20 protein-coding genes are annotated in these 20,052 nt (G+C 72.6%); 11 read left to right on the forward strand and 9 right to left on the reverse strand.

The genetic code is table 11. The annotated features are described in order from the left end of the window. The first annotated feature begins 154 nt into the window (after nt 1–154). Nucleotides 155–1,855, forward strand: a complete 1,701-nt coding sequence (locus ACFZBD_RS15595) for a histidine kinase (protein WP_391140452.1) — start codon at nt 155–157, stop codon at nt 1,853–1,855. 39 nt (nt 1,856–1,894) lie between these two features. After that, a complete protein-coding gene (locus ACFZBD_RS15600) occupies nt 1,895–2,554 on the forward strand; it encodes a response regulator (RefSeq protein WP_391140031.1) in 660 nt (219 codons plus the stop codon). Between the two features lie 70 nt (nt 2,555–2,624). Here ACFZBD_RS15600 and ACFZBD_RS15605 read toward each other — a convergent pair whose 3' ends face one another. Then, on the reverse strand, nt 2,625–3,080 hold the full coding sequence (locus ACFZBD_RS15605; RefSeq protein ID WP_391140032.1) for a MarR family transcriptional regulator: 456 nt from the start codon (nt 3,078–3,080) through the stop codon (nt 2,625–2,627). A gap of 139 nt (nt 3,081–3,219) precedes the next feature. Between ACFZBD_RS15605 and ACFZBD_RS15610 the strand changes: the two genes are divergently transcribed. The 4 genes from ACFZBD_RS15610 (at nt 3,220) to ACFZBD_RS15625 (ending at nt 7,456) form a co-directional block, all read left to right on the forward strand. Further along, nucleotides 3,220–4,281, forward strand: a complete 1,062-nt coding sequence (locus ACFZBD_RS15610) for a hypothetical protein (RefSeq protein WP_391140033.1) — start codon at nt 3,220–3,222, stop codon at nt 4,279–4,281. A gap of 147 nt (nt 4,282–4,428) precedes the next feature. Further along, nucleotides 4,429–5,877 carry a DUF2252 family protein gene (locus ACFZBD_RS15615; RefSeq protein ID WP_391140034.1) on the forward strand — a complete coding sequence of 483 codons (1,449 nt, stop codon included), beginning with the start codon at nt 4,429–4,431 and terminating at the stop codon, nt 5,875–5,877. Between the two features lie 111 nt (nt 5,878–5,988). Further along, entirely contained in the window at nt 5,989–7,056 is a 1,068-nt protein-coding gene (locus ACFZBD_RS15620; protein WP_391140035.1) for a hypothetical protein, read from the forward strand. A 55-nt stretch (nt 7,057–7,111) separates the two neighbouring features. Next, nucleotides 7,112–7,456 (forward strand): rhodanese-like domain-containing protein, encoded by a 345-nt coding sequence (locus ACFZBD_RS15625; RefSeq protein WP_391140036.1) that lies wholly within the window; start codon nt 7,112–7,114, stop codon nt 7,454–7,456. A 16-nt stretch (nt 7,457–7,472) separates the two neighbouring features. Here the strand turns inward: ACFZBD_RS15625 and ACFZBD_RS15630 are convergent, their stop codons facing one another. The 6 genes from ACFZBD_RS15630 to paaA all read right to left on the reverse strand — a co-directional run bounded on the left by ACFZBD_RS15630 (nt 7,473) and on the right by paaA (nt 12,424). After that, nucleotides 7,473–8,606: an acyl-CoA dehydrogenase family protein gene (locus tag ACFZBD_RS15630; protein WP_391140037.1), complete on the reverse strand. Its 1,134-nt coding sequence runs from the start codon at nt 8,604–8,606 to the stop codon at nt 7,473–7,475. 125 nt (nt 8,607–8,731) lie between these two features. Continuing rightward, nucleotides 8,732–9,820 (reverse strand): 2Fe-2S iron-sulfur cluster-binding protein, encoded by a 1,089-nt coding sequence (locus ACFZBD_RS15635; RefSeq protein ID WP_391140038.1) that lies wholly within the window; start codon nt 9,818–9,820, stop codon nt 8,732–8,734. After that, nucleotides 9,821–10,318, reverse strand: coding sequence for a 1,2-phenylacetyl-CoA epoxidase subunit PaaD (paaD, locus tag ACFZBD_RS15640; RefSeq protein ID WP_391140039.1), 498 nt, complete (start codon nt 10,316–10,318; stop codon nt 9,821–9,823). It lies immediately after the preceding gene. Then, a complete protein-coding gene (paaC, locus tag ACFZBD_RS15645) occupies nt 10,312–11,034 on the reverse strand; it encodes a 1,2-phenylacetyl-CoA epoxidase subunit PaaC (RefSeq protein WP_391140040.1) in 723 nt (240 codons plus the stop codon). The genes paaD and paaC overlap by 7 nt, the downstream gene beginning before the upstream one ends. After that, nucleotides 11,031–11,318 (reverse strand): 1,2-phenylacetyl-CoA epoxidase subunit PaaB, encoded by a 288-nt coding sequence (paaB, locus tag ACFZBD_RS15650; protein WP_365713201.1) that lies wholly within the window; start codon nt 11,316–11,318, stop codon nt 11,031–11,033. The genes paaC and paaB overlap by 4 nt, the downstream gene beginning before the upstream one ends. Continuing rightward, nucleotides 11,315–12,424 carry a 1,2-phenylacetyl-CoA epoxidase subunit PaaA gene (paaA, locus tag ACFZBD_RS15655; protein ID WP_391140041.1) on the reverse strand — a complete coding sequence of 370 codons (1,110 nt, stop codon included), beginning with the start codon at nt 12,422–12,424 and terminating at the stop codon, nt 11,315–11,317. Before paaA ends, paaB begins: the two co-directional genes overlap by 4 nt. 112 nt (nt 12,425–12,536) lie before the next feature. Between paaA and ACFZBD_RS15660 the strand changes: the two genes are divergently transcribed. From ACFZBD_RS15660 to ACFZBD_RS15670, 3 genes are read left to right on the forward strand one after another with little or no spacing between them, the layout of a single operon-like run. Beyond that, nucleotides 12,537–13,265, forward strand: coding sequence for a DUF5819 family protein (locus ACFZBD_RS15660; RefSeq protein WP_391140042.1), 729 nt, complete (start codon nt 12,537–12,539; stop codon nt 13,263–13,265). After that, complete coding sequence (locus tag ACFZBD_RS15665) at nt 13,262–14,530, forward strand: HTTM domain-containing protein (RefSeq protein WP_391140043.1); 1,269 nt, start codon at nt 13,262–13,264, stop codon at nt 14,528–14,530. The genes ACFZBD_RS15660 and ACFZBD_RS15665 overlap by 4 nt, the downstream gene beginning before the upstream one ends. Nucleotides 14,531–14,541: 11 nt before the next feature. Then, entirely contained in the window at nt 14,542–15,255 is a 714-nt protein-coding gene (locus ACFZBD_RS15670; RefSeq protein ID WP_391140453.1) for a TrmH family RNA methyltransferase, read from the forward strand. Between the two features lie 103 nt (nt 15,256–15,358). Here ACFZBD_RS15670 and paaN read toward each other — a convergent pair whose 3' ends face one another. Beyond that, on the reverse strand, nt 15,359–17,053 hold the full coding sequence (gene paaN / locus ACFZBD_RS15675) for a phenylacetic acid degradation protein PaaN (RefSeq protein WP_391140044.1): 1,695 nt from the start codon (nt 17,051–17,053) through the stop codon (nt 15,359–15,361). A 121-nt stretch (nt 17,054–17,174) separates the two neighbouring features. Here paaN and ACFZBD_RS15680 point away from each other — a divergent pair, with 121 nt between their 5' ends. Continuing rightward, nucleotides 17,175–18,752 (forward strand): 3-hydroxyacyl-CoA dehydrogenase, encoded by a 1,578-nt coding sequence (locus tag ACFZBD_RS15680; RefSeq protein ID WP_391140045.1) that lies wholly within the window; start codon nt 17,175–17,177, stop codon nt 18,750–18,752. Next, a complete protein-coding gene (locus tag ACFZBD_RS15685; RefSeq protein ID WP_391140046.1) occupies nt 18,749–19,342 on the forward strand; it encodes a TetR family transcriptional regulator in 594 nt (197 codons plus the stop codon). The genes ACFZBD_RS15680 and ACFZBD_RS15685 overlap by 4 nt, the downstream gene beginning before the upstream one ends. Nucleotides 19,343–19,520: 178 nt before the next feature. Here the strand turns inward: ACFZBD_RS15685 and ACFZBD_RS15690 are convergent, their stop codons facing one another. Then, nucleotides 19,521–20,018: a winged helix-turn-helix transcriptional regulator gene (locus tag ACFZBD_RS15690; RefSeq protein ID WP_391140047.1), complete on the reverse strand. Its 498-nt coding sequence runs from the start codon at nt 20,016–20,018 to the stop codon at nt 19,521–19,523. Nucleotides 20,019–20,052 lie beyond the last annotated feature (34 nt).

Genomic DNA, 20,052 nt, shown 5'->3' on the forward strand with positions numbered 1-20,052 from the left:
GGCGCCTCGCGGCGGTGCGACGTTCGTCGTGCGCGGGGGAGACGAAAGAGAGCCGCGTGCGGTGCCGGGTACTGCCTAGGGTGCGAGCGTGGACGCGTCTTCGAAGATCAGATCGGCGATCGCCGCCGGGCGGCGGTGGTTCGCGCCACCCGGCATGTGGTCGCGGCGCAGGACCGCCGGCGAGACGGTGCTCGCCGTGGTCATGGCGCTGCTGGCCGCCGGGACCGAGGAGTTGCTCGGCGGGGAGGGATGGCAGCTCGCCGGGGTCGCCCTGGCCGCCGCCGTGCTGTCGCTGCTGAGGCGCCGGCTCCCCGCCAGCGTCCTCATCGTCACCGGAGCACTCGCGCCGCTCCTCCCCGGCTTCCTGGTGCTGCTGATCCTCGTCGGCTGGTCGGCGGGCCGCCGCATCGCCGGCGCCGGACGGGCCCTCGTGGCGTACAGCGCCGCCTACGTCCTGAACATCGCGACCACCCTCCTGGAGTCCTGGGACCTGCACCGGGCGTTGACCCTGGTTTTTCTCTCCACGCTGTACTACCTGGCGACGACGCTCGCCCCCGGCCTCGCCAACCGGTACTGGACCCAGCGCCGGACCCTCCTGCACGCCCTGCAGGAACGCAACGCCCAACTGCTGCGGGAGCGGGTCATGGTGGCCAGTCAGGCCCGGCTGCGGGAACGGCAGCGGATCGCCCAGGACATGCACGACAGCCTCGGCCACCAGCTGGCGCTGATCTCCGTCCACACCGGCGCCCTGGAAGTGGACCGCGAACTGACCGACCGGCAGCGCCAGGCCGTCGGCGTGCTCCGGAACGCCTCCGTGACCGCGATGCACGAGCTGCGCGAGGTCGTCGGCATCCTCCGCGACGGCATCGAGGCCCCGGACACCGGGCCGGGGGCACACGCCCCCGCTCCCGCGCTCGCGCCCGCCCGGGCCGGTGACGAGACCGGGCGGGCGGCCCGGGGGACGGCCGGAATCGAAGGGCTGGTGGAGGCGGCACGCGCCGCGGGGAACCAGGTCGAGCTGCGGCGGGTCGGGGGCCACCAGCCGCTGCCGCCCGCCGCCGACCACGCCGCGTACCGGATCGTCCAGGAGGCGCTGACCAACGCCTACAAGCACGCCCCGGGCGCCCTCATAGGCGTCGAGCTGCGGTACGAACCCGACTCCTTCGTCGTGGAGATCGTCAACGAAGCGGCCGCGTCCCCGCCGGGGGACGTCGTCAGCGGCGGACAGGGCCTGACCGGGCTGCACGAGCGGGCCCGGCTGGTCGGCGGCATGGTCCACGCCGGCCCGGTGGACAGCGGCGGCTTCCGGGTCGCCGGAGTCCTGCCCTACGGCGGTGGGGAAGCAACGCCTTTGGTCGATGTCGCCGACGACTTCCGGCAGCAGTCGGCGGCACCCGTGTTCGACGACGGTGGACCGGTCGCGGTCGGACCGGCCGACTGGACGTTCACGGAGCGGGAGCTGGCGATGGCGTTGCGCGGGGGCAGGAGCAAGACGAACGGCGTCGCGCTGGGGTGCGGGATCGCCGCCGCGGCGCTGGTGCTGCTGATGGTGGCCGCGGGCTTCGGGCTCTACTTCCTGGTGGGATCGATGCAGGAGGGGATGATCGACCCCGGCCAGTACGACGCGGTGAAGGTCGGCACGGCCGAGAAGGAGGTGCGCGACGTCCTTCCCTCCGGCGACACCATCACCACCGCGGGGCTGGCCGGCCACGGGCCCGCCGAGCCCGAGGGGGCCGCGTGTCTGGTCCTGATGTCCTCGGAGATAGGCGACGACTTCGAGACGGAGCCGGTTTTCCGGTTCTGCTTCAAGGACGGCAAGCTGATCGAGAAACAGTCCTACGAGGTCAAGCGGTAGCGCTGGCCGCGCCGTACCGGTAGCCGTTGGGGAGTAGCTGTGGCAGGGCAGCGCATCAGGGTCGTGATCGCCGATGACGAGCCGCTGATCAGGGCGGGGATCCGGATGATCCTCACCTCGGATCCGGAGATCGAGGTGGTCGCGGAGGCCGCCGACGGCCGGGAAGCGGTCGAGGCGACCCGGTCGCACGCCGCCGACGTGGTGCTGCTCGACATCCAGATGCCGGTGCTCGACGGACTCTCCGCCCTGCCCGAGCTGCGCAGGACGGCCCCCTCGGCGCGGGTGATCGTCCTGACGACCTTCGGCGAGCGGGAGAACGTGCTGCGGGCCCTGGAACACGGGGGTGCCGGGTTCCTCCTCAAGGACACCGCTCCCGCCGAACTGATCCGGGCGGTGCGGGCCGCGGCGGCCGGGGATGCCTATCTCTCCCCGGCCGCCACCCGGCACGTGGTCGAGCGGCTGGCCTCCGGGCGGGAGGCGGCGCGGGCGGAGGAGGCCAGGGGCCGGGTCGCGGCCCTGAGCGAGCGGGAGCGGGACGTGCTGGCGCTGCTCGGCGAGGGACTGTCCAACGCGGACGCGGGACGGCGCCTGCACATGAGCGAGGCCACGGTGAAGACGTACGTGAGCCGGATCCTGGCCAAGCTGGGCTGCGAGAACCGGGTCCAGGCGGCGCTGCTCGCCCGGGACGCCGCGCTGTAGACGGGGGCCGCGACCGGGGTGGGAGCGGGGCAGGGCTGCGGGGCGCGGGCTCGGCCGTCGTCGCCGACGGTCAGCGGAGGGGGTCGGGGAAGCCGGCCGTACCCGCGGCGTTGTAGCGGAGGAGGTACCCGGCGAACCGGGCGAGATCCTCGGCGGACCAGTCCCTGAGGCGTTCCTGGTAGGCGGCGAGACGGTTCGCCTGTGTGGAGGAGAGAAGGTCCGAGCCGGCCTCCGTCGGGTGCAGCACCTGCACCCGGTGGTCGTCCGGATCGGGGCGGCGCTCGACCAGGCCCATCTTCTCCAGCCCGGCCACCTGCCGGCTGACGGTCGACTTGTCCAGCAGATAGTGCGCGGCGAGGTCCGTGGCCCGGCAGCCCCGCTGATCGACGATATGGGCGAGCAGCGTGTAGGAGACGAGCGGCAGCTCGGGGTGGAGCCGGGCCGCCGCGGCCCGCGCCCGCCGGGCGAAAGCCGTCAGCTCCCGCTGGATGGTGTCGACGGAGTTCTTGCGGTCGCCGTCGGTCATGGCGCTCCTCGGTCGCGGGGCCAGGGGCCGGAGTGCTGGGCGGCAGGGCCGGAATCTCCCCGGGCTCGCCCACGCGGACGTATCAGTTGTATAGTACAACGGTTGTTTAGTTGTAAAAGCCAACCATGGAGGTACGTACGTGACCGCCCGGCCCACCCCCACCGGAACCACGCCCCCGGGTGCGCTGCGGCACACCCTCGGGCACCTGCTCACCCCGCTCCTCATGTGCATCGGCATGGGAATCGCCTACCTCGGCGCCTTCCACGCCCCCCAACCCCACGACCTGCACGTCGACATCGTCGGCTCCGGCCCCACCACCCAGGTCCTCGCCCAGACCCTCCACGACAAGGCCGACGGCGCCCTCGACATCAGCACCCTCGCCGACCGCGACACCGCCGTCTCCGCCCTCCGCGACCAGACCAGCTTCGGCGCCTACATCCCCGGCCCGCGCCCCGAACTCCTCGTCGCCTCCGCCTCCTCCGACACCAGCGCCATGGCGGTCGAGAAGGTCTTCACCAAGGTCGCCGCCCAGCAGGGCTCCCCGCTCACCGTCACCGACGTCGCCCCCGTCTCCACCGGCGACCCCACCGGCCAGGGCATCTTCTTCCTGCTGGTCGCCCTCAGCATCGGCTCCTACGCCTCCGTCGCCGTGATCGGCGGCGCCGGCGCGGTCCTGCCCATGCGGATCCGGGCCCTCCTCGCCGCCGGCATGTCCCTCGCCGTCAGCCTCATCGGCACCCTCTTCGCCGGACCGGTGTTCCACCTCGTCGACCACGGCCTCGGCGGCCTGTGGGCCATGTCCTGGCTGTACTCGGCAGGCATCCTGCTGATCGGCGTCGGACTCCACACCTTCCTGCGCCGCTGGACCACCCTCGGCGTGATGGTGCTGTTCGTGATGCTCAACTTCACCAGCTCCGGCGGCATCTACCGGCCCGAACTCCAGCCCGGCTTCTTCGCCTCCCTGCACTCCTTCTGGAACGGCGCGGGCTTCGTCGAAGGCGCCCGCAGCCACGTCTACTTCGACGGCAACGCCCTCGGCGGACACCTCCTGACCCTCACGCTGTGGCTCCTCGCCGGAATCGCCCTCACCACCCTCGCCTCCCGCACCGAAGCCAAGCGCCGCCCACACCCGGCCCCCCACACGGAGAAGGAAGCGGAAGCCGAAACCGAGGCCGAGATGGAAGAAGCCGTAGGCGTCTAGACATCCCCCGTCCGAGGGGCGCGGCCGTCCACACCGCGACGGTTGTCCACAGGGGCAGACGGCCCGAACAGCCCGGCGGTACCGTCGTCCCCAGTTGATGTCGGACACATCGCACCGAACGAGTGCGAGGTCGGGGGAGGACGTTCCATGAGCGAGATCCGGACAGCCGTACCAGAACACCGGGATCCCGGAGACGGACGCATCCCCCACGTCCCCGGCTTCGCGCGGCGCACCGCCACCGGCACGACGGACTCCCCCAAGAAAAACGGCAAGGAACTCCGCCGACAGGTCCCGCGCTCCGCACACAAGGAGCTGTCCCTCCCCTCGGGACGACCCGACGCCGTCCGCGCCGTGGAGGAGTCGAGCCGCGACCGAGTCCCGGAACTCGCGCCGATACGCGTCGGCCGCATGACCGCCGGCCCCTTCGCCTTCCTCCGCGGCTCCGCGGGACTCATGGCCCACGACCTCGTCGGCTCCCCCGTCACCGGCATCGCCGCCCAGATCTGCGGCGACGCCCACGCGGCCAACTTCGGTCTCTACGGCGACGCCCGCGGCGGCCTCGTCATCGACCTCAACGACTTCGACGAAACCGTCGTCGGCCCCTGGGAATGGGACCTCAAGCGGCTGGCCACCTCCCTCGTCCTCGCCGGACGGGAGGTGGGCGCCGACGAGGACATCTGCCGCGCCGCCGCCTTCGACACCGCCGGCGCCTACCGCCGCACCATGCGGCTCCTGGCCCGGCTCCCCGCCCTCGACGCCTGGAACGCCATCGCCGACGAGGAACTCGTCTCCCACACCGACGCCCGCGACCTGATCGGCACCCTCGAACGGGTGTCGGAGAAAGCCCGCAACAACACCAGCGCCCGATTCGCCGCCCGGTCCACCGAGGCCGTCACCGACGCGGAAGGCGGCGGCCGCCGCTTCGTCGACGCACCACCCGTGCTCCGCAGGGTCTCCGACGCGGAGGCGGCCGCCGTCGCCGCCTCCCTCGGCCCCTACCTCGACACCATCTCGGAAGACCGCCGGCCGCTCCTCGCCCGCCACGCCGTCCACGACGTCGCGTTCCGCGTCGTCGGCACCGGCAGCGTCGGCACCCGCTCCTACGTCGTGCTCCTCCTCGACCACCGGGGAGAACCGCTCGTCCTCCAGGTGAAGGAGGCACGGCCCTCCGCCCTGCTCCCCCACCTCCCGGACGTCGGCTTCACCGCCCAGGAACCGGGGCACGAAGGGCGGCGCGTGGTGCTCGGACAGAAACGCATGCAGGTCGTCAGCGACAACCTGCTCGGCTGGACCACCGTGCAGGGGCGCCCCTTCCAGGTGCGCCAGTTCCGCAACCGCAAGGGCAGCGTCGACCCGGCCGCCCTCACCACCGACCAGCTCGACGACTACGGCCGCATGACCGGCGCCCTCCTGGCCCGCGCCCACGCGCACAGCGCGGACCCACGGCTGATAGCCGGCTACTGCGGCAAGAACGAGGAGCTCGACGAGGCGATAGCCGCCTTCGCCGTGGCGTACGCCGACCGCACCACGGCCGACCACGCCGACCTGGTGGCGGCGGTCCGCGACGGCCGCATCGCGGCCGAACAGGGCGTCTGACAGCCCTGCCCGCTGCCACGAGCGGCGGACAGGGCCACGCGGGGCAGGGGGAGGGGTGGGGCGGGGGGAGGGAGGGGGGGAGGGGCCCCCGAAGGACCGTAGGCTGGTGGGGTGACGAGCCGGAGCGAGGACGTGGACGTGGACCGAGACGCGAACCCAGGCATGGACCAGGGCCAGGGCCAGGACCCCACCGCGAGCGAGGCCCAGGGCGCCGACCAGGCTGACGTCGGCGCGGGGCAGCAGGCCGCCCCCACCGCCGACCACACCGGCGCCACCGACCACGCCGACCACCCCGCCGACCAGGGCGCCGGCCCAGGGGCCGCTCCGGGCACGGACCCGGCCGACATGACTGGCGAGCAAGCCGCTCCGAGCGCCGACCAGACCGCCCCGGGCGAAGGCGCCGGGGAGCGGCCCGAGGCGCGGCTGGAGAAGGCTGTGCGGGGGGCCGAGCAGGCGCTGATCGAGTTCGAGATCGCGGTCGAGACGTTCCGGGTCGAGGTGGAGAACTTCTCCCGGCTGCATCACCAGAAGCTCGGCCCGATGTACGCGCGGCTCGACGAGCTGGACGCGCAGATCGCCGAGGCGCGGGCCGCCAGGACCGGGGACGCGGAGGACCTGCGGCGGGCGCGGGAGGCGCGGGCGGCCGTCATGCCGATGCCGGGTGTCGACGAGCTGTTCCACGACTGGCTCGACTCCGACGGCATCTCCCCCGAGGCCGCCGCCATGCTGACCGAGCAGCCCGTGCGGCCGCCGAAGCGGGTCCGGCCGAGCGAGGAGGCCCGCAAGCTGTACCGCGAGCTGGCGCGGCAGGCGCACCCCGATCTGGCCCGGGAGGACGGCGAGCGCAAGCGGCGCGAGGAGTTCATCACGCGTGTGAACGCGGCGTACGCCCGCGGCGACGAGTCGATGCTGCGCGAGCTGTCCGCGGAGTGGGCGGCCGGGCCGGCGCCGGCCGAGGAGCGGCTGAGCGAGAGCGAGGAGCTGTACGCGCGGCTCGAGTGGCTGTCGCAGCGCAAGGAGCTGTTGAGCGTGGTGGCGCGGGAGCTGGAGGAGAGCGCCATCGGGTCGATGCTGCGGATGGCGTCCGACGATCCGGACCGGCTCCTGGAGGAGATCGCCGAGCAGTTGCTCGGGCAGGTCTCCGAGCGTGAGGCGGAGCTGGCCGGGCTGGTGCAGTAGTTTTCCCGTTGGTTCGGGTTGGTTCGAGCGGTCGATACGAGAGAAGGCACGTCCCATGAATTTCGCCCCGCTGCCCTCGGTGGACGTGGCCTCCGTGCCCGCCGATGCCCTGGTGCTGGACGTCCGTGAGGACGACGAGTGGGCGGCCGGGCATGTCGAGGACGCCCTGCACGTGCCGATGAGTGACTTCGTGGCGCGCTTCGGTGAGGTGACGGAGGCGGTGTCCGAGGGGCGCCGCGCCTATGTGATGTGCCGGGTGGGTGGCCGGTCGGCGCAGGTCACGCAGTATCTGGTGCAGCAGGGCATCGACGCGGTGAACGTCGACGGCGGCATGCTCGCCTGGGATGGTGCCGGGCGTCCGATGGTGACGGAGAACGGCAGCCCGGCCTTCGTCCTCTGATCCGGGTGGGTGCCCCTCAGGTCAAGGGGTGGGCGGCCAGGAGGTCGCCCAGGGCCTCCTCGTGAGCCGCGGCCGGGCCGAGGGACAGTTCCAGCTGCTTGGCCCAGGCGTGGTAGCGGTGCAGGGGGTAGTCGGTGTCGGCGCCGAAGCCGCCGTGGAGGTGCTGGGCGGTCTGCACCACGCGGCGTACGCCTTCGGAGGCCCAGATCTTCGCGACGGCGATGTCGGCTTCCGCCGGGAGCGGGCCGCCGGCCGAGGTGCTGATGCGCCAGGCGGCCTGCCAGAGGGTGACTTCCATGGCGCGCAGGTCGATGTAGCGGTCGGCGGTCTGGACGGCGACGGCCTGGAAGGTGGCCACGGGGTGGTCGAACTGTTCGCGTTTGCCGGTGTAGCGGCTCGTCATGGTGAGGACGGCTTCGCCGAGTCCCAGGGCGAGGGCGCAGGTTCCGGTGGTGAGGACGGCGCGGAGTGATTCCCAGGCGCCGTCGGCGTCGATGACGTCGATGGGGTCGAGGCGGACGGCGTCGAGGTGGAGCTGGGCGAGGAGTTCGCCGCTGGTGGAGTACTGGTCGGCGAGGGTGAGCCCCGGGTGGGTGCGGGGCAGCAGGGCGAGGACCGTCCGTCCCTCGGGGGTGTGGGCGGGGACGGCGATGCGGTCGGCGCCGTGGGCCCAGGGGACGGCGCTCTGGAGACCGTCGAGGATCCAGTGGGTGTCCTCGCGGTGGGCGGTGACGGCCTGCTCGGCGGGTTCGTGGCCGCTGCGGCCGTGGGAGGCGGCGGTGAGGACGAGTGCGCCGCGGCCGACACGGGGCAGCAGGTCGGCGGCGAGGCGCTGGTCGGCGTAGCGCTCGATGGTCAGGGCGACGGCGCTGGTTTCGAGCAGGGGGACGCGGGCGAGGACGCGGGCGGATTCGCGCAGGACGAGGCAGAGGGCGATGGCGTCCAGGCCGGCGCCGCCGTGGGCCGGGGTGAGGACGAGGCTGAGGAGGTCGGCGGCAGCGAGGCGGGCCCAGAGCGGCCGGTCGAGGTCGTCGGCCACGGCGCCGGGGGTGAGGGCGGGGCTGGGGACGCTGTCGGGTGCGATGTCGGAGAAGGCCGCCCGGGCCGCCTCGGCGGCGGCCTGTTGTTCCTCGGTGAAGGTGAAGTCCACTGCCTTTCCCTTCCGTTGCCTGCCCGGTGTCCGGTCTTGACGGGCCGTCGCCCGTCTCCTGACGGGCCGTCAAGATAGAACAGGTTCTAGGCAATGGGAAGGGGCAGGCGGGCGGTGGGCGGGCGTCAGCGGTCGAAGTCGAGCTCCACGTCCGCGGTGGCGGGGTGGGACTGGCAGGCCAGGACGTATCCGGCTTCGGTCTCCTCGGGTTCGAGGGCGAAGTTGCGGTCCATGCGGACCTCGCCGCCGACGAGGAAGGCGCGGCAGGTGCCGCACACGCCGCCCTTGCAGGCGTACGGGGCGTCGGCGCGGGCCCTGAGCACGGTGTCGAGCAGGCTCTCGCCTGCCTGGACGGGCCAGTTGCCGGAGCGGCCGTGCAGGGTGGCCGTCAGGGTGGCGTGGACGGGGGCGCCGGTGGACGGAGCGGGTGCGGGGGCGGAGCCGTCGTCGACGTGGAAGATCTCCTGGTGGATGCGTGTGCGTGCGACGCCGAGGCCGCGGAGGGCTCCTTCGGCTCCTTGGACGAGGCCGAAGGGGCCGCACAGGAACCAGCCGTCGATCTCGTCGACCGGCAGGAGAGCGGGCAGCAGCCCGGCGAGCCGTTCCTGGTCGAGCCGTCCGGAGGGCAGGCCGGACTGCTGTTCCTCGCGGGAGAGGACGGTGACGAGGTGGAACCGGTCGGGGAAGCGGTCCTTGAGGTCGGCGACCTCGTCGAGGAACATCGTGGAGGAGGCGGTGCGGTCGCTGCGGATGAGGCAGAACCGGGCGTCGGGCTCCTGGGTGAGGAGGGTCGCCGCCATGGAGAGGACCGGGGTGATGCCGCTGCCGCCGACGACGGCCGCGAAGTGGCCGGGGCGGGGGGCGAGGACGAAGCGGCCCATGGGTTCCATGACCTCGACGGTGTCGCCGACGGCCAGTTCCTTGAGGGCGTACGTGGAGAACTCGCCGCCGTCGACCATGCGGATGCCGACGCGCAGCGTGGGGTCTTCGCCGGCGGGTGCGGCGGGGGTGCAGATGGAGTAGGTGCGGCGGATCTCCTCGCCGTTCCGCCCGGTGCGGCGCAGGGCGAGGTGCTGGCCGGGCGTGTGGCGGTAGGTCTCGCGCAGCTCGGGCGGGACCGTGAAGGTGACGGCCACCGAGTCGTCCGTGAGCTGCTCGACGTCGCTCACCCGGAGCGGATGGAACTCGGCCCGTCCGGCGGTTGAGGACAGCATCTACAACTCCTTGAAGTGGTCGAACGGTTCGCGGCAGGCGGTGCAGCGGCGCAGCGCCTTGCACGCGGTGGAGGAGAAGCGGCTGAGCAGCTCGGTGTCGGTGGAGCCGCAGTGCGGGCAGCGGATTGCGAGGGTGAGGGGGACCGGTCCTCCGGCCGGGCCCTGGGGGCGCGGCGGTGCGATGCCGAACTCGGCGAGCTTGCGGCGGCCTTCGTCGCTGATGTCGTCGGTCGACCAGGCGGGGGCGAGGACGGTGACGACGGAGACGTCGGGGACGCCGTGGGCGTGGAGGGCGTGCTCGATGTCCTGGGACATGGTCTCGATGGCGGGGCAGCCGGTGTAGGTCGGGGTCAGTTCGACCTCGACCCGGTCGGGGCCGAGCATGCGGACGCCGCGCAGGACGCCGAGCTCCTCGAGGGTGAGGACGGGCAGCTCCGGGTCAGGGACGGCGCCGGCGATCCGGGCCAGCTCCGCCTCCAGGGCCGTCATGGTCACCATGTCGCCCCCGGGTGGCTGCGGTGCAGGTGCTGCATCTCGGCGAGCATCCGTCCGAAGGGTTCGGTGTGGAGTCCTTGCCGTCCGGCGCCTGCGGCCCATGCGCCGAGGCGGGGGCCTGTCGGGAGGGTGAGGGTGGCCCGTGCGAAGAGGGTGGTCAGGGAGTCGAGCCAGGCGGCCTCCATGGCCTGGTGGTCGACGTCGAGGCCTTCGACGGGCTGGAAGAGTTCGCCGGTGTAGCGCCACAGGGCGTCGCAGGCGCGCTGCATCCGGTCGTGGCTCTCGGGGGTGCCGTCGCCGAGGCGGAGGGTCCAGTGTTCGGCGTGGTCCTGGTGGTAGGCGACTTCCTTGACGGCCTTGGCCGCGAGGCCGGCCAGGGGGCTGTCGCCGGTGGCCAGCCGGGCGTAGAGGAGCCGCTGGTAGGTGGAGAAGTAGAGCTGGCGGGCGATGGTGTGGGCGAAGTCGCCGTTGGGCTGTTCGACGAGCTGGACGTTGCGGAAGTCCCGCTCTTCGCGGAGGTAGGCGAGTTCGTCCTCGTCGCCGACGAGGGAGAGCAGGACGCGGGCCTGGCCGAGGAGGTCGAGCGCGATGTTGGCGAGGGCGACGTCCTCTTCGAGGACGGGGGCGTTGCCCGCCCATTCGCCGAGCCGCTGGGCGAGGACGAGGGCGTCGTCGCCGAGGGCGAGGGCGGCCGCTGGGGTGAGGGCGGTGTCGCTCACAGGTGCTTCACCCCCTCGGGGATGTCGTAGAACGTCGGGTGGCGGTAGGGCTTGTCGGCCGACGGCTCGAAGAAGGGGTCCTTCTCGTCGGGGGAGGAGGCGGTGATCGCGGTGGAGGGGATCACCCAGATCGACACGCCTTCGTTGCGACGGGTGTAGAGGTCGCGGGCGTTGCGCAGGGCCATTTCGGCGTCGGGCGCGTGCAGGCTTCCCGCGTGGGTGTGGGACAGTCCGCGGCGCGAGCGCACGAACACCTCCCACAGGGGCCATCCGTCGGTGGTCATGCCCGTGCCTCCCCGTCCTGCCGGTCCGCGCGGGTGCCGCGCGCGTCCTGCTCGGTGTGCTGGTGCTGGTCGTCGTGGTCGTGCTCGCCGGGTGCGGCGGCGCGCCGGTCGTGCTTTTCGGCGTAGGCCGCCGCGGCCTGCCTGACCCAGGCGCCGTCCTCGTGGGCCTGGCGGCGGCGGGTGAGCCGCTGTTCGTTGCAGGGGCCGTTGCCCTTGAGGACTTCCCGGAACTCGTCCCAGTCGATCGGGCCGAAGTCGTAGTGCCCGCGCTCCTCGTTCCACCGCAGGTCGGGGTCGGGGAGGGTGAGTCCGAGGGCCTCGGCCTGGGGGACGGCGATGTCGACGAAGCGCTGGCGCAGCTCGTCGTTGGAGTGGCGCTTGATCTTCCAGGCCATGGACTGCGCGGAGTGGGCCGATTCGTCGTCGGGCGGGCCGAACATCATGAGGGAGGGCCACCACCAGCGGTCGACGGCGTCCTGGGCCATGGCGTGCTGGGCCTCGGTGCCCTGGGAGAGGGCGAGGAGCGCTTCGTACCCCTGGCGCTGGTGGAAGGACTCCTCCTTGCAGATCCGGACCATCGCGCGGGCGTACGGGCCGTAGGAGCAGCGGCAGAGGGGGACCTGGTTGGTGATGGCCGCGCCGTCGACCAGCCAGCCGATGGCGCCGACGTCGGCCCAGGTCAGCGTGGGGTAGTTGAAGATCGAGGAGTACTTCTGGCGGCCGGAGTGGAGCTTGTCGAGCAGCTCGTCGCGTCCGGTGCCGAGCGTCTCGGCGGCGCTGTAGAGGTAGAGGCCGTGGCCGGCCTCGTCCTGGACCTTGGCCATAAGGATCGCCTTGCGCCGCAGTGAGGGCGCGCGGGTGATCCAGTTGGCCTCGGGCTGCATGCCGATGATCTCGGAGTGGGCGTGCTGCGCGATCTGGCGGACGAGGGAGGCGCGGTAGGCCTCGGGCATCCAGTCGCGTGGCTCGATGCGCTCGTCGGCGGCGACGGCGGCGTCGAACACCGCCTCATAGGCGGCCTGGGTGGCTTCCTCGGCCGTGTCCTGCCCGGGCCGCGTGCGCTGTGCGCCCGCGGTCACTGCTGTCGCTGCCGTCCCTGCGGTCATCAGATCCCCTACCGACCGATCGTTCGGTTGTGTGACTTCAATGGTGGGTCGGCGGCCCGTATGGTGTCAACCCTGTGGATAACGTGGTGGGGCCGATCGGGATCGGGGCGGGATGGACGCGTACGACGAAGAGGATGTGCGTGAGGGGGACCCGGCCCCCGCGCCCGACCCCCTGCCGGGTGCCGGGATAGCGTCGCTGTCCACGCCGTACCAGGTCGTCGCCGCCGTCGCCCTGGCCGTCGTCGGGGTCTTCGCCTGCGTCCACGTCGCCATGGTGTTCCTGCACGTCGCGCCCTCGAACACGCTGACCAAGCAGCACGGGAAGGCGGTCGACGGCTGGGTGTACCCCGAGTTCGAGCAGAACTGGAAGCTCTTCGCCCCCAATCCGCTCCAGCAGAACATCGCCGTGCAGGTGCGGGCCGAGGTCGCGGCCGAAAACGGCCCCCGCCGCACCACCGCCTGGATCGACCTGACCGCGCAGGACGCGGAGCGGATCCGCGGCAGCCTGCTGCCCAGTCATGCCGACCAGAACGAGCTGCGGCGGGCCTGGGACTTCTACCTCAACTCGCACAGCGCCGACCACCGGCCCAACGGCCTGCGCGGCCGGCTCTCCGAGAGCTACATGCGCAGGATCGTGATGCTCCGGCTCGACGGGCGTGATCTCGGCGGCACCGTGGAGGCGGTACAGCTCCGCTCCTCGACCCGCGCCGTCCCCGCCCCCTTCTGGAGCGGCGAGAAGACGAACACCGATCCGGTGTACCGCGAGGCCCCCTGGTGGAAGGTGAGCGCCGCCGACGTCCCCGGCGCGGCACGGGACGACCGGACGGAGGCCCGCCGGTGAACCGCTCGACGCCCCTGGGCGCCCACGGACGCGACGCCCGCGAGCCCCTCGACCGGCGGCTCGCCCGGGCCGTACAGCGCGTCACCGCCTCGCCCCTCGGCCCCTACCAGAGCGCCATCGTCCGCATCGGCTTCTCCCTCACCTGGCTGCTCTTCCTGCTGCGCGAGCTGCCCCACCGCCACGAGCTGTACGGCCCGGACGGCCCCTGGTCCTGGGAGATGGGCCGGCAGCTGATCGCCGAGAACGGCGCCTTCACGGCGCTGATGTGGTCCGACGGCCGTCTCTGGTTCGAGATCGTCTACGGACTCGCCGTCCTCTCCGCCCTGCTCCTGCTGCTGGGCTGGCGCACCCGTGCCGTGTCCGTGGTCTTCATGGCCGGAGTGCTGTCCCTGCAGAATCGCTCCATCTTCGTCGGCGACGGTGGCGACAACGTCGTCCACCTCGCCGCGATCTACCTCGTCCTCACCCGCTGCTCCCAGGTCTGGTCCCTGGACGCGCGCCGGGCCGCCCGGCAGGAGCGCGAGAGGAGGGAGGCGTACGAGACCGGCCGCGCACCCTCGCCGCGCGGCGACGCCGTCGGACCGCTGCTGTGGACCGTCCTCGGCGCGTTCCTGCTCGTCGCCACCGCCTTCTCCGGCGTGACGGGTGAATGGTGGCTGCTGGTGCTGCTGTGGGCGCTGTGGCTGGCGCAGGCACTGTGGTGGCTGGTGTGCCGCTACGCCCCCGGTGAGCCGCGCACCCTGCTCGACGTGCTGGCCAACCTCGCCCACAACGCCACCCTCGTCGTGATCATGGCCGAGGTGTGCCTGATCTACGCCACGGCCGGCTGGTACAAGATCCAGGGATCGCGCTGGCAGGACGGCACGGCGCTGTACTACCCGCTGCAGCTGGACTACTTCGCGCCCTGGCCCGCCCTCTCCGACCTGCTGGGATCCAGCGGGGCGATGGTGATGGCGCTGACCTACGGCACCGTGTTCGTGCAGGTCGCCTTCCCCTTCGCCCTGTTCAACCGCAAGGTCAAGAACGTCCTGCTGGTCGCGATGATGCTGGAGCACGCGGGCATCGCCGTCCTCCTCGGGCTTCCCGTCTTCTCGCTGGCGATGATCTCCGCGGACGCCGTGTTCCTGCCGACGGCCTTCCTCGTGGGACTCGGCGCGGTCGTGGGGCGCGGGCGCGACCGGCTGCTGTCGCGGCTGCCCGGCCGGGCGGTGCCGAAGCAGCGCCGTACGGACGAGGAAGCCGTCCCCCGTACCCTCGTCGGGTGAGCACCACCGAGATTCCCGGGGCCGGCGGGCCTTCCGAGCCGACCCCGACGCAGGCGCAGGACGCCGGGGCGGCCGACCCGGCGCAGTACGACGACGGCTTCGCGCACGAGGTCGGCGTCGGGCCGCATCCGCTGCCGTGGCCGGAGGGCGAGCGCTACGACCCTGAGCTGCTGGCCGACGGCGACCGGCGCAATGTCGCGGACCGCTACCGGTACTGGACGCGGCAGGCGATCGTCGCCGACCTGGACACCCGGCGGCACGACTTCCACGTGGCCGTCGAGAACTGGGGCCACGACTTCAACATCGGTTCGGTGGTGCGGACCGCGAACGCCTTCCTGGCCAAGGAGATCCACATCGTGGGCCGGCGGCGCTGGAACCGGCGGGGCGCGATGGTCACCGACCGCTACCAGCATGTGCGCCACCATCCGGACACCGAGTCGCTGACCGCGTGGGCCGCGGCCGAGGACCTGCCGATCATCGGGATCGACAACCTGCCGGGCGCCGTGCCGCTGGAGCGGACCGTGCTGCCCCGCCGCTGCGTGCTGCTCTTCGGACAGGAGGGGCCGGGCCTCACGGAGGAGGCCCGCGAGCACGCGCGGATGGTGTGCTCGATCGCCCAGTTCGGCTCGACCCGCTCCATCAACGCCGGAGCGGCGGCCGCCATCGCCATGCACGCGTGGGTGCAGCGCTACGCCGAGATCGACGCGACCGCGCCCCTCGCCTGACCCCGCCCGGCGGCCCTGCCGGGCCGGGCCGCGGAAGCCCGCGAGGACTTCCGCAGCCAGAGGGCCGACGAGGGAAACGAGGGCCGGTGCGGGGCGCTGGGGGTCAGGCCTGGCGGCGGACCTCCACCACGCGGAAGCGGTTGGAGACGAACGCCCCGTCGCACAGCGCGGCGTTCGCCGCCGGGTTCCCGCCGGAGCCGTGGAAGTCGGAGAACGCGGCCGTCTGGTTGACGTAGACCCCGCCCGTCAGGTTCAGCGACAGCTGGGCGGACTCCTCCAGGCAGACCTCCTCGACCGCCCGCTCGGTCGACGCGTCGGTCGTGTACGCGCCGACCGTCATCGCACCCTTCTCACGCACCGTGCGCCGCAGCAGCTCCAGCGCGTCGGCGGTCGAGTCCACCGAGACGGCGAACGAGACGGGGCCGAAGCACTCGGAGAAGTACGCCGCCTCCGCGTCCGGCTTGGAGCCGTCCAGCTTCACGATCACGGGCGTGCGCACCACGGCGTCCGGGAAGTCCGGGTGGGCCACCTCGCGGGAGGCGAGCGCCACCTCGCCGAGGCCGGCAGCGGCCTCCAGGCGCGCCTTCACATCGGGGTTGACCAGGGCGCCGAGCAGGGCGTTCGCCCGGGCGTCGTCGCCGAGGAGCCCGCCGACCGCCGCCGAGAGGTCGGCGACGACCTCGTCGTACGACTTGGGGCCGGCGTCGGTCGTGATGCCGTCGCGGGGGATCAGCAGGTTCTGCGGGGTGGTGCACATCTGGCCGCTGTAGAGCGAGAGGGAGAACGCCAGGTTGGACAGCATCCCCTTGTAGTCGTCGGTGGAGTCGACGACGACGGTGTTGACGCCGGCCTTCTCGGTGTAGACCTGCGCCTGGCGGGCGTGGGTCTCCAGCCAGTCGCCGAAGGCGGTGGAGCCGGTGTAGTCGATGATCCGGATCTCGGGGCGGACGGCCAGGGTCTTGGCGATGCCCTCGCCCGGCCGCTCCACGGCCAGCGCGACCAGGTTCGGGTCGAAGCCGGCCTCGGCGAGGACCTCGCGGGCGACGCGGACCGTGAGCGCCAGCGGGAGGACGGCGCGCGGGTGGGGCTTGACCAGGACCGGGTTTCCGGTGGCGAGCGAGGCGAACAGGCCGGGGTAGCCGTTCCACGTCGGGAAGGTGTTGCAGCCGATCATCAGGGCGATGCCCCGGGCGACCGGGGTGAACTGCTTGGACAGCTCCAGCGGGTCGCGCTTGCCCTGCGGCTTGGCCCAGTCGGCGCTGCCGGGGGTGCGGGTCTGCTCGGCATAGGCGTACGCCACGGCCTCCAGGCCGCGGTCCTGGGCGTGCGGGCCGCCGGCCTGGAACGCCATCATGAAGGCCTGGCCGCTGGTGTGCATCACCGCGTGCGCGAACTCGTGGGTGCGGGCGGAGATCCGGGCGAGGATCTCCACGCAGACCAGGGCGCGGACCTCGGCCCCGGCATCGCGCCAGGCGGCCATGCCGGCGCGCATGGCGGGCAGCAGGACGTCGATGTCGGCGTGCGGGTACTCGATGTCGAGCGCCGGGCCGTAGGGCGAGACCTCGCCGCCGGTCCAGCCGTCCGTGCCGGGCTGGTCCAGCTCGAAGCGCCGGCCGAGCACGGCCTTGTGCGCGTCGAGGCCGGCGGCGGCGTCCAGCGAACCGTTCTCGCCGTACGCCTTGGGGTGCTCGGGGTGCGGCGACCAGTAGGCACGGGTGCGGATGGTGTCGAGCGCCTGGTCGAGTGTGGACCGGTGCCTCGCGGCCAGGTGGTCGGTGGTCAGCTGAGCGGCGGCCATGGGCGCAACTCCTCGTCGAGCTGGGCAGGGTCAGGCGGACAGAGTTAGAGTAACCGAACGATCGGTCGGGACAAGGGGGTCTGCCGAAGCTGTGGACAACCCATCGGGGAGGATCAGTCGTATGACCGCCAATGTGAGCGAGGCGGTGCCGGACGCCGGCACCGACGCCATCGACCGGAGCCGCGCCGTCGCCGTCGTCGGCACGGGCACCATGGGCCAGGGGATCGCCCAGGTGGCCCTGGTCGCAGGCCATCCCGTACGGCTCTACGACAGCGCCCCCGGCCGCGCGGAGGCGGCCGTGACCGCCCTCGCGGCCCGGCTGGACCGGCTGGTCGAGAAGGGCCGGATGGACCGGGCGGAACGCGACGGCGCGGTGGCCCGGCTGCACGCCGCCGCCGATCCGGCCGAGCTGGCCGACGCCGCGCTCGTCGTCGAGGCAGTCGTCGAGCTGCTCCCGGTCAAGCAGCAGCTCTTCGCCGACCTCGAGAAGATCGTCGGCGACGACACCCTGCTGGCCACCAACACCTCCTCCCTCTCCGTCACCGCCATCGCGGGCGGGCTGCGCCTGCCCGGCCGGTTCGTCGGGCTGCACTTCTTCAACCCGGCGCCGCTGCTGCCCCTGGTCGAGGTCGTCAGCGGCTTCGCCACCGAACCGTCCGCCGCCACGCGCGCGTACGCGACGATGCGGAGCTGGGGCAAGACGCCGGTGCGCTGCGCCGACACCCCCGGCTTCATCGTCAACCGCATAGCCCGGCCCTTCTACGCGGAGGCGCTGCGGGTGTACGAGGAGGGCGTGGCCGATCCGGCCACCATCGACGCCGCGCTGCGCGAGTGCGGCGGGTTCCGGATGGGGCCGTTCGAGCTGACCGACCTCATCGGCCAGGACGTCAACGAGGCCGTCACCCGCTCCGTCTGGGAGTCCTTCTACCAGGACCCCAAGTTCACCCCGTCGCTCGCCCAGCGCCGACTGGTCGAGTCGGCGCGGCTCGGGCGCAAGTCCGGCCAGGGCTGGTTCCCGTACGGGGAGGGCGCGGCCGCCCCGGTGCCGCACACCGCGCCGCCCGCCGGCCCGCCCGCCTCGGTGGTCGTGCAGGGCGAGCTGTACCAGGCCGAGCCGCTGGTCCGGCTGCTGCGGGAGACGGCGGCCGTCGCCGTCGACTTCCGGCAGGACGCGGTCGAGGGCTATCCGGGCTGGATCGAGCTGCCGAGCGGGACCCGGCTCTTCCTCGCCGACGGCACGGCCGCCGACGACGCCGCGATGCCCGTCATCCACTTCGACCTCGCGCTCGACTACGCCACCTGCGAGCGGATCGTCCTCGCGCCCGCCTCGACCGTGGACGAGCCGTCCCTCCGGGATGCGGTCGGCCTCTTCCAGGCCCTCGGCAAGAAGGTCAGCGTCATCCGGGACGTGCCGGGCATGATCGTCGCCCGTACGGTCGCCATGCTCGCCGACTTCGCCCTGGACGCCGCCACGCGCGCGGTGGCGGACGCCGACGACATCGACACGGCGATGCGACTGGGCGTGAACTACCCGCGCGGGCCGCTCGCCTGGGGCGCGGAGCTGGGCGCGGACTGGGTCCTGGAGACCCTGTCCAACCTCCACGAGGAGTACCCGACCGGCCGCTACGCCCCTTCCCAGGCGCTCCGGCGCCGGGTCGCCGCCGAGAACGCCGCGGCGGACGGGGAGGGAGCGGAGTGACCACCGCGAAGCGCGACACGTACACCCCGGAGACGCTGCTCTCCGTCGCCGTCCGGATCTTCAACGAGCGCGGTTACGACGGCACCTCCATGGAGCACCTGTCCAAGGCCGCCGGGATCTCCAAGTCCTCGATCTACCACCACGTCGCCGGCAAGGAGGAGCTGCTGCGACGGGCGGTCAGCCGGGCGCTCGACGGGCTCTTCGCCATCCTCGACGAGCCGGGGGCGAACCGCGGCCGGGCCATCGAGCGGGTCGAGTACGTCACCCGCCGCACCGTCGAGGTGCTGATGGCGGAGCTGCCCTACGTCACGCTGCTGCTGCGGGTCCGCGGCAACACCCGGACCGAGCGGTGGGCCCTGGAACGGCGGCGCGAGTTCGACCAGAGAGTGGCCGACCTGCTCAAGGCGGCCGCCGCCGACGGGGACCTGCGGGCCGATGTGGACATCCGGCTCGCCACCCGGCTGCTCTTCGGCATGATCAACTCGCTGGTGGAGTGGTACCGGCCGCATCCGGGCGGCGAGGCCGACCGCGACCAGCTGGTGGACACCGTCGTGCACCTCGCCTTCGACGGGCTGCGGACGGCGCGCTGAGGCGCTGGGGGACGGGCGCGGCGGGGACGGGCCCGCCCGGCCCCCAGCCGGGTATGCGGAGGCTGCCGGGCGGGACACCGGGCGAACCGGGCAGTGCATTGGGCGAACCGGGCGGGACGCCGGGCAAACCCGCCCGGCCGGCGCACCCGTCCGCCCTCGCCCGGTCGGCGCATCCCGTTCACCCCGTGTGGTCGGGGTCCAGGTCCGTCTCCTCGAAGACCAGAAGCGTGCGCGTCGACAGCACCTCGGGAATGGACTGGATCTTGGTGAGGACCAGCTCGCGCAGGGTCCTGTTGTCCGGCGTGTGCACGAGCAGCAGCACGTCGAAGTCTCCGCTGACCAGTGCGATGTGGGCCGCCCCCGGCAGCGCCTGGAGCTGTTCGCGGACCGTGCGCCAGGAGTTCTGGACGATCTTGAGCGTGATGTAGGCGGAGGCGCCGTGGCCCGCCCGCTCGTGGTTCAGCCGGGCGCTGAAGCCCCGGATCACCCCGTCGTCGATCAGCCGGTTGATCCGGGCGTAGGCGTTGGCGCGGGAGACATGGACCCGCTCGGCCACGGAGCGTATCGACGCGCGGCCGTCCGTCTGGAGGATGCGAAGGATGGACCGGTCGATCGAGTCCAGCGGCCGCGCCGCCGGGCCCCGCTCTCCTTCATAGGCCATTTGTTCATCCGCCATGTCCCCCCGCCTCTCTCCCATGGACGACATGTCT

The organism is Streptomyces sp. NPDC008121 (genome assembly GCF_042957155.1).
GTDB lineage: Bacteria > Actinomycetota > Actinomycetes > Streptomycetales > Streptomycetaceae > Streptomyces.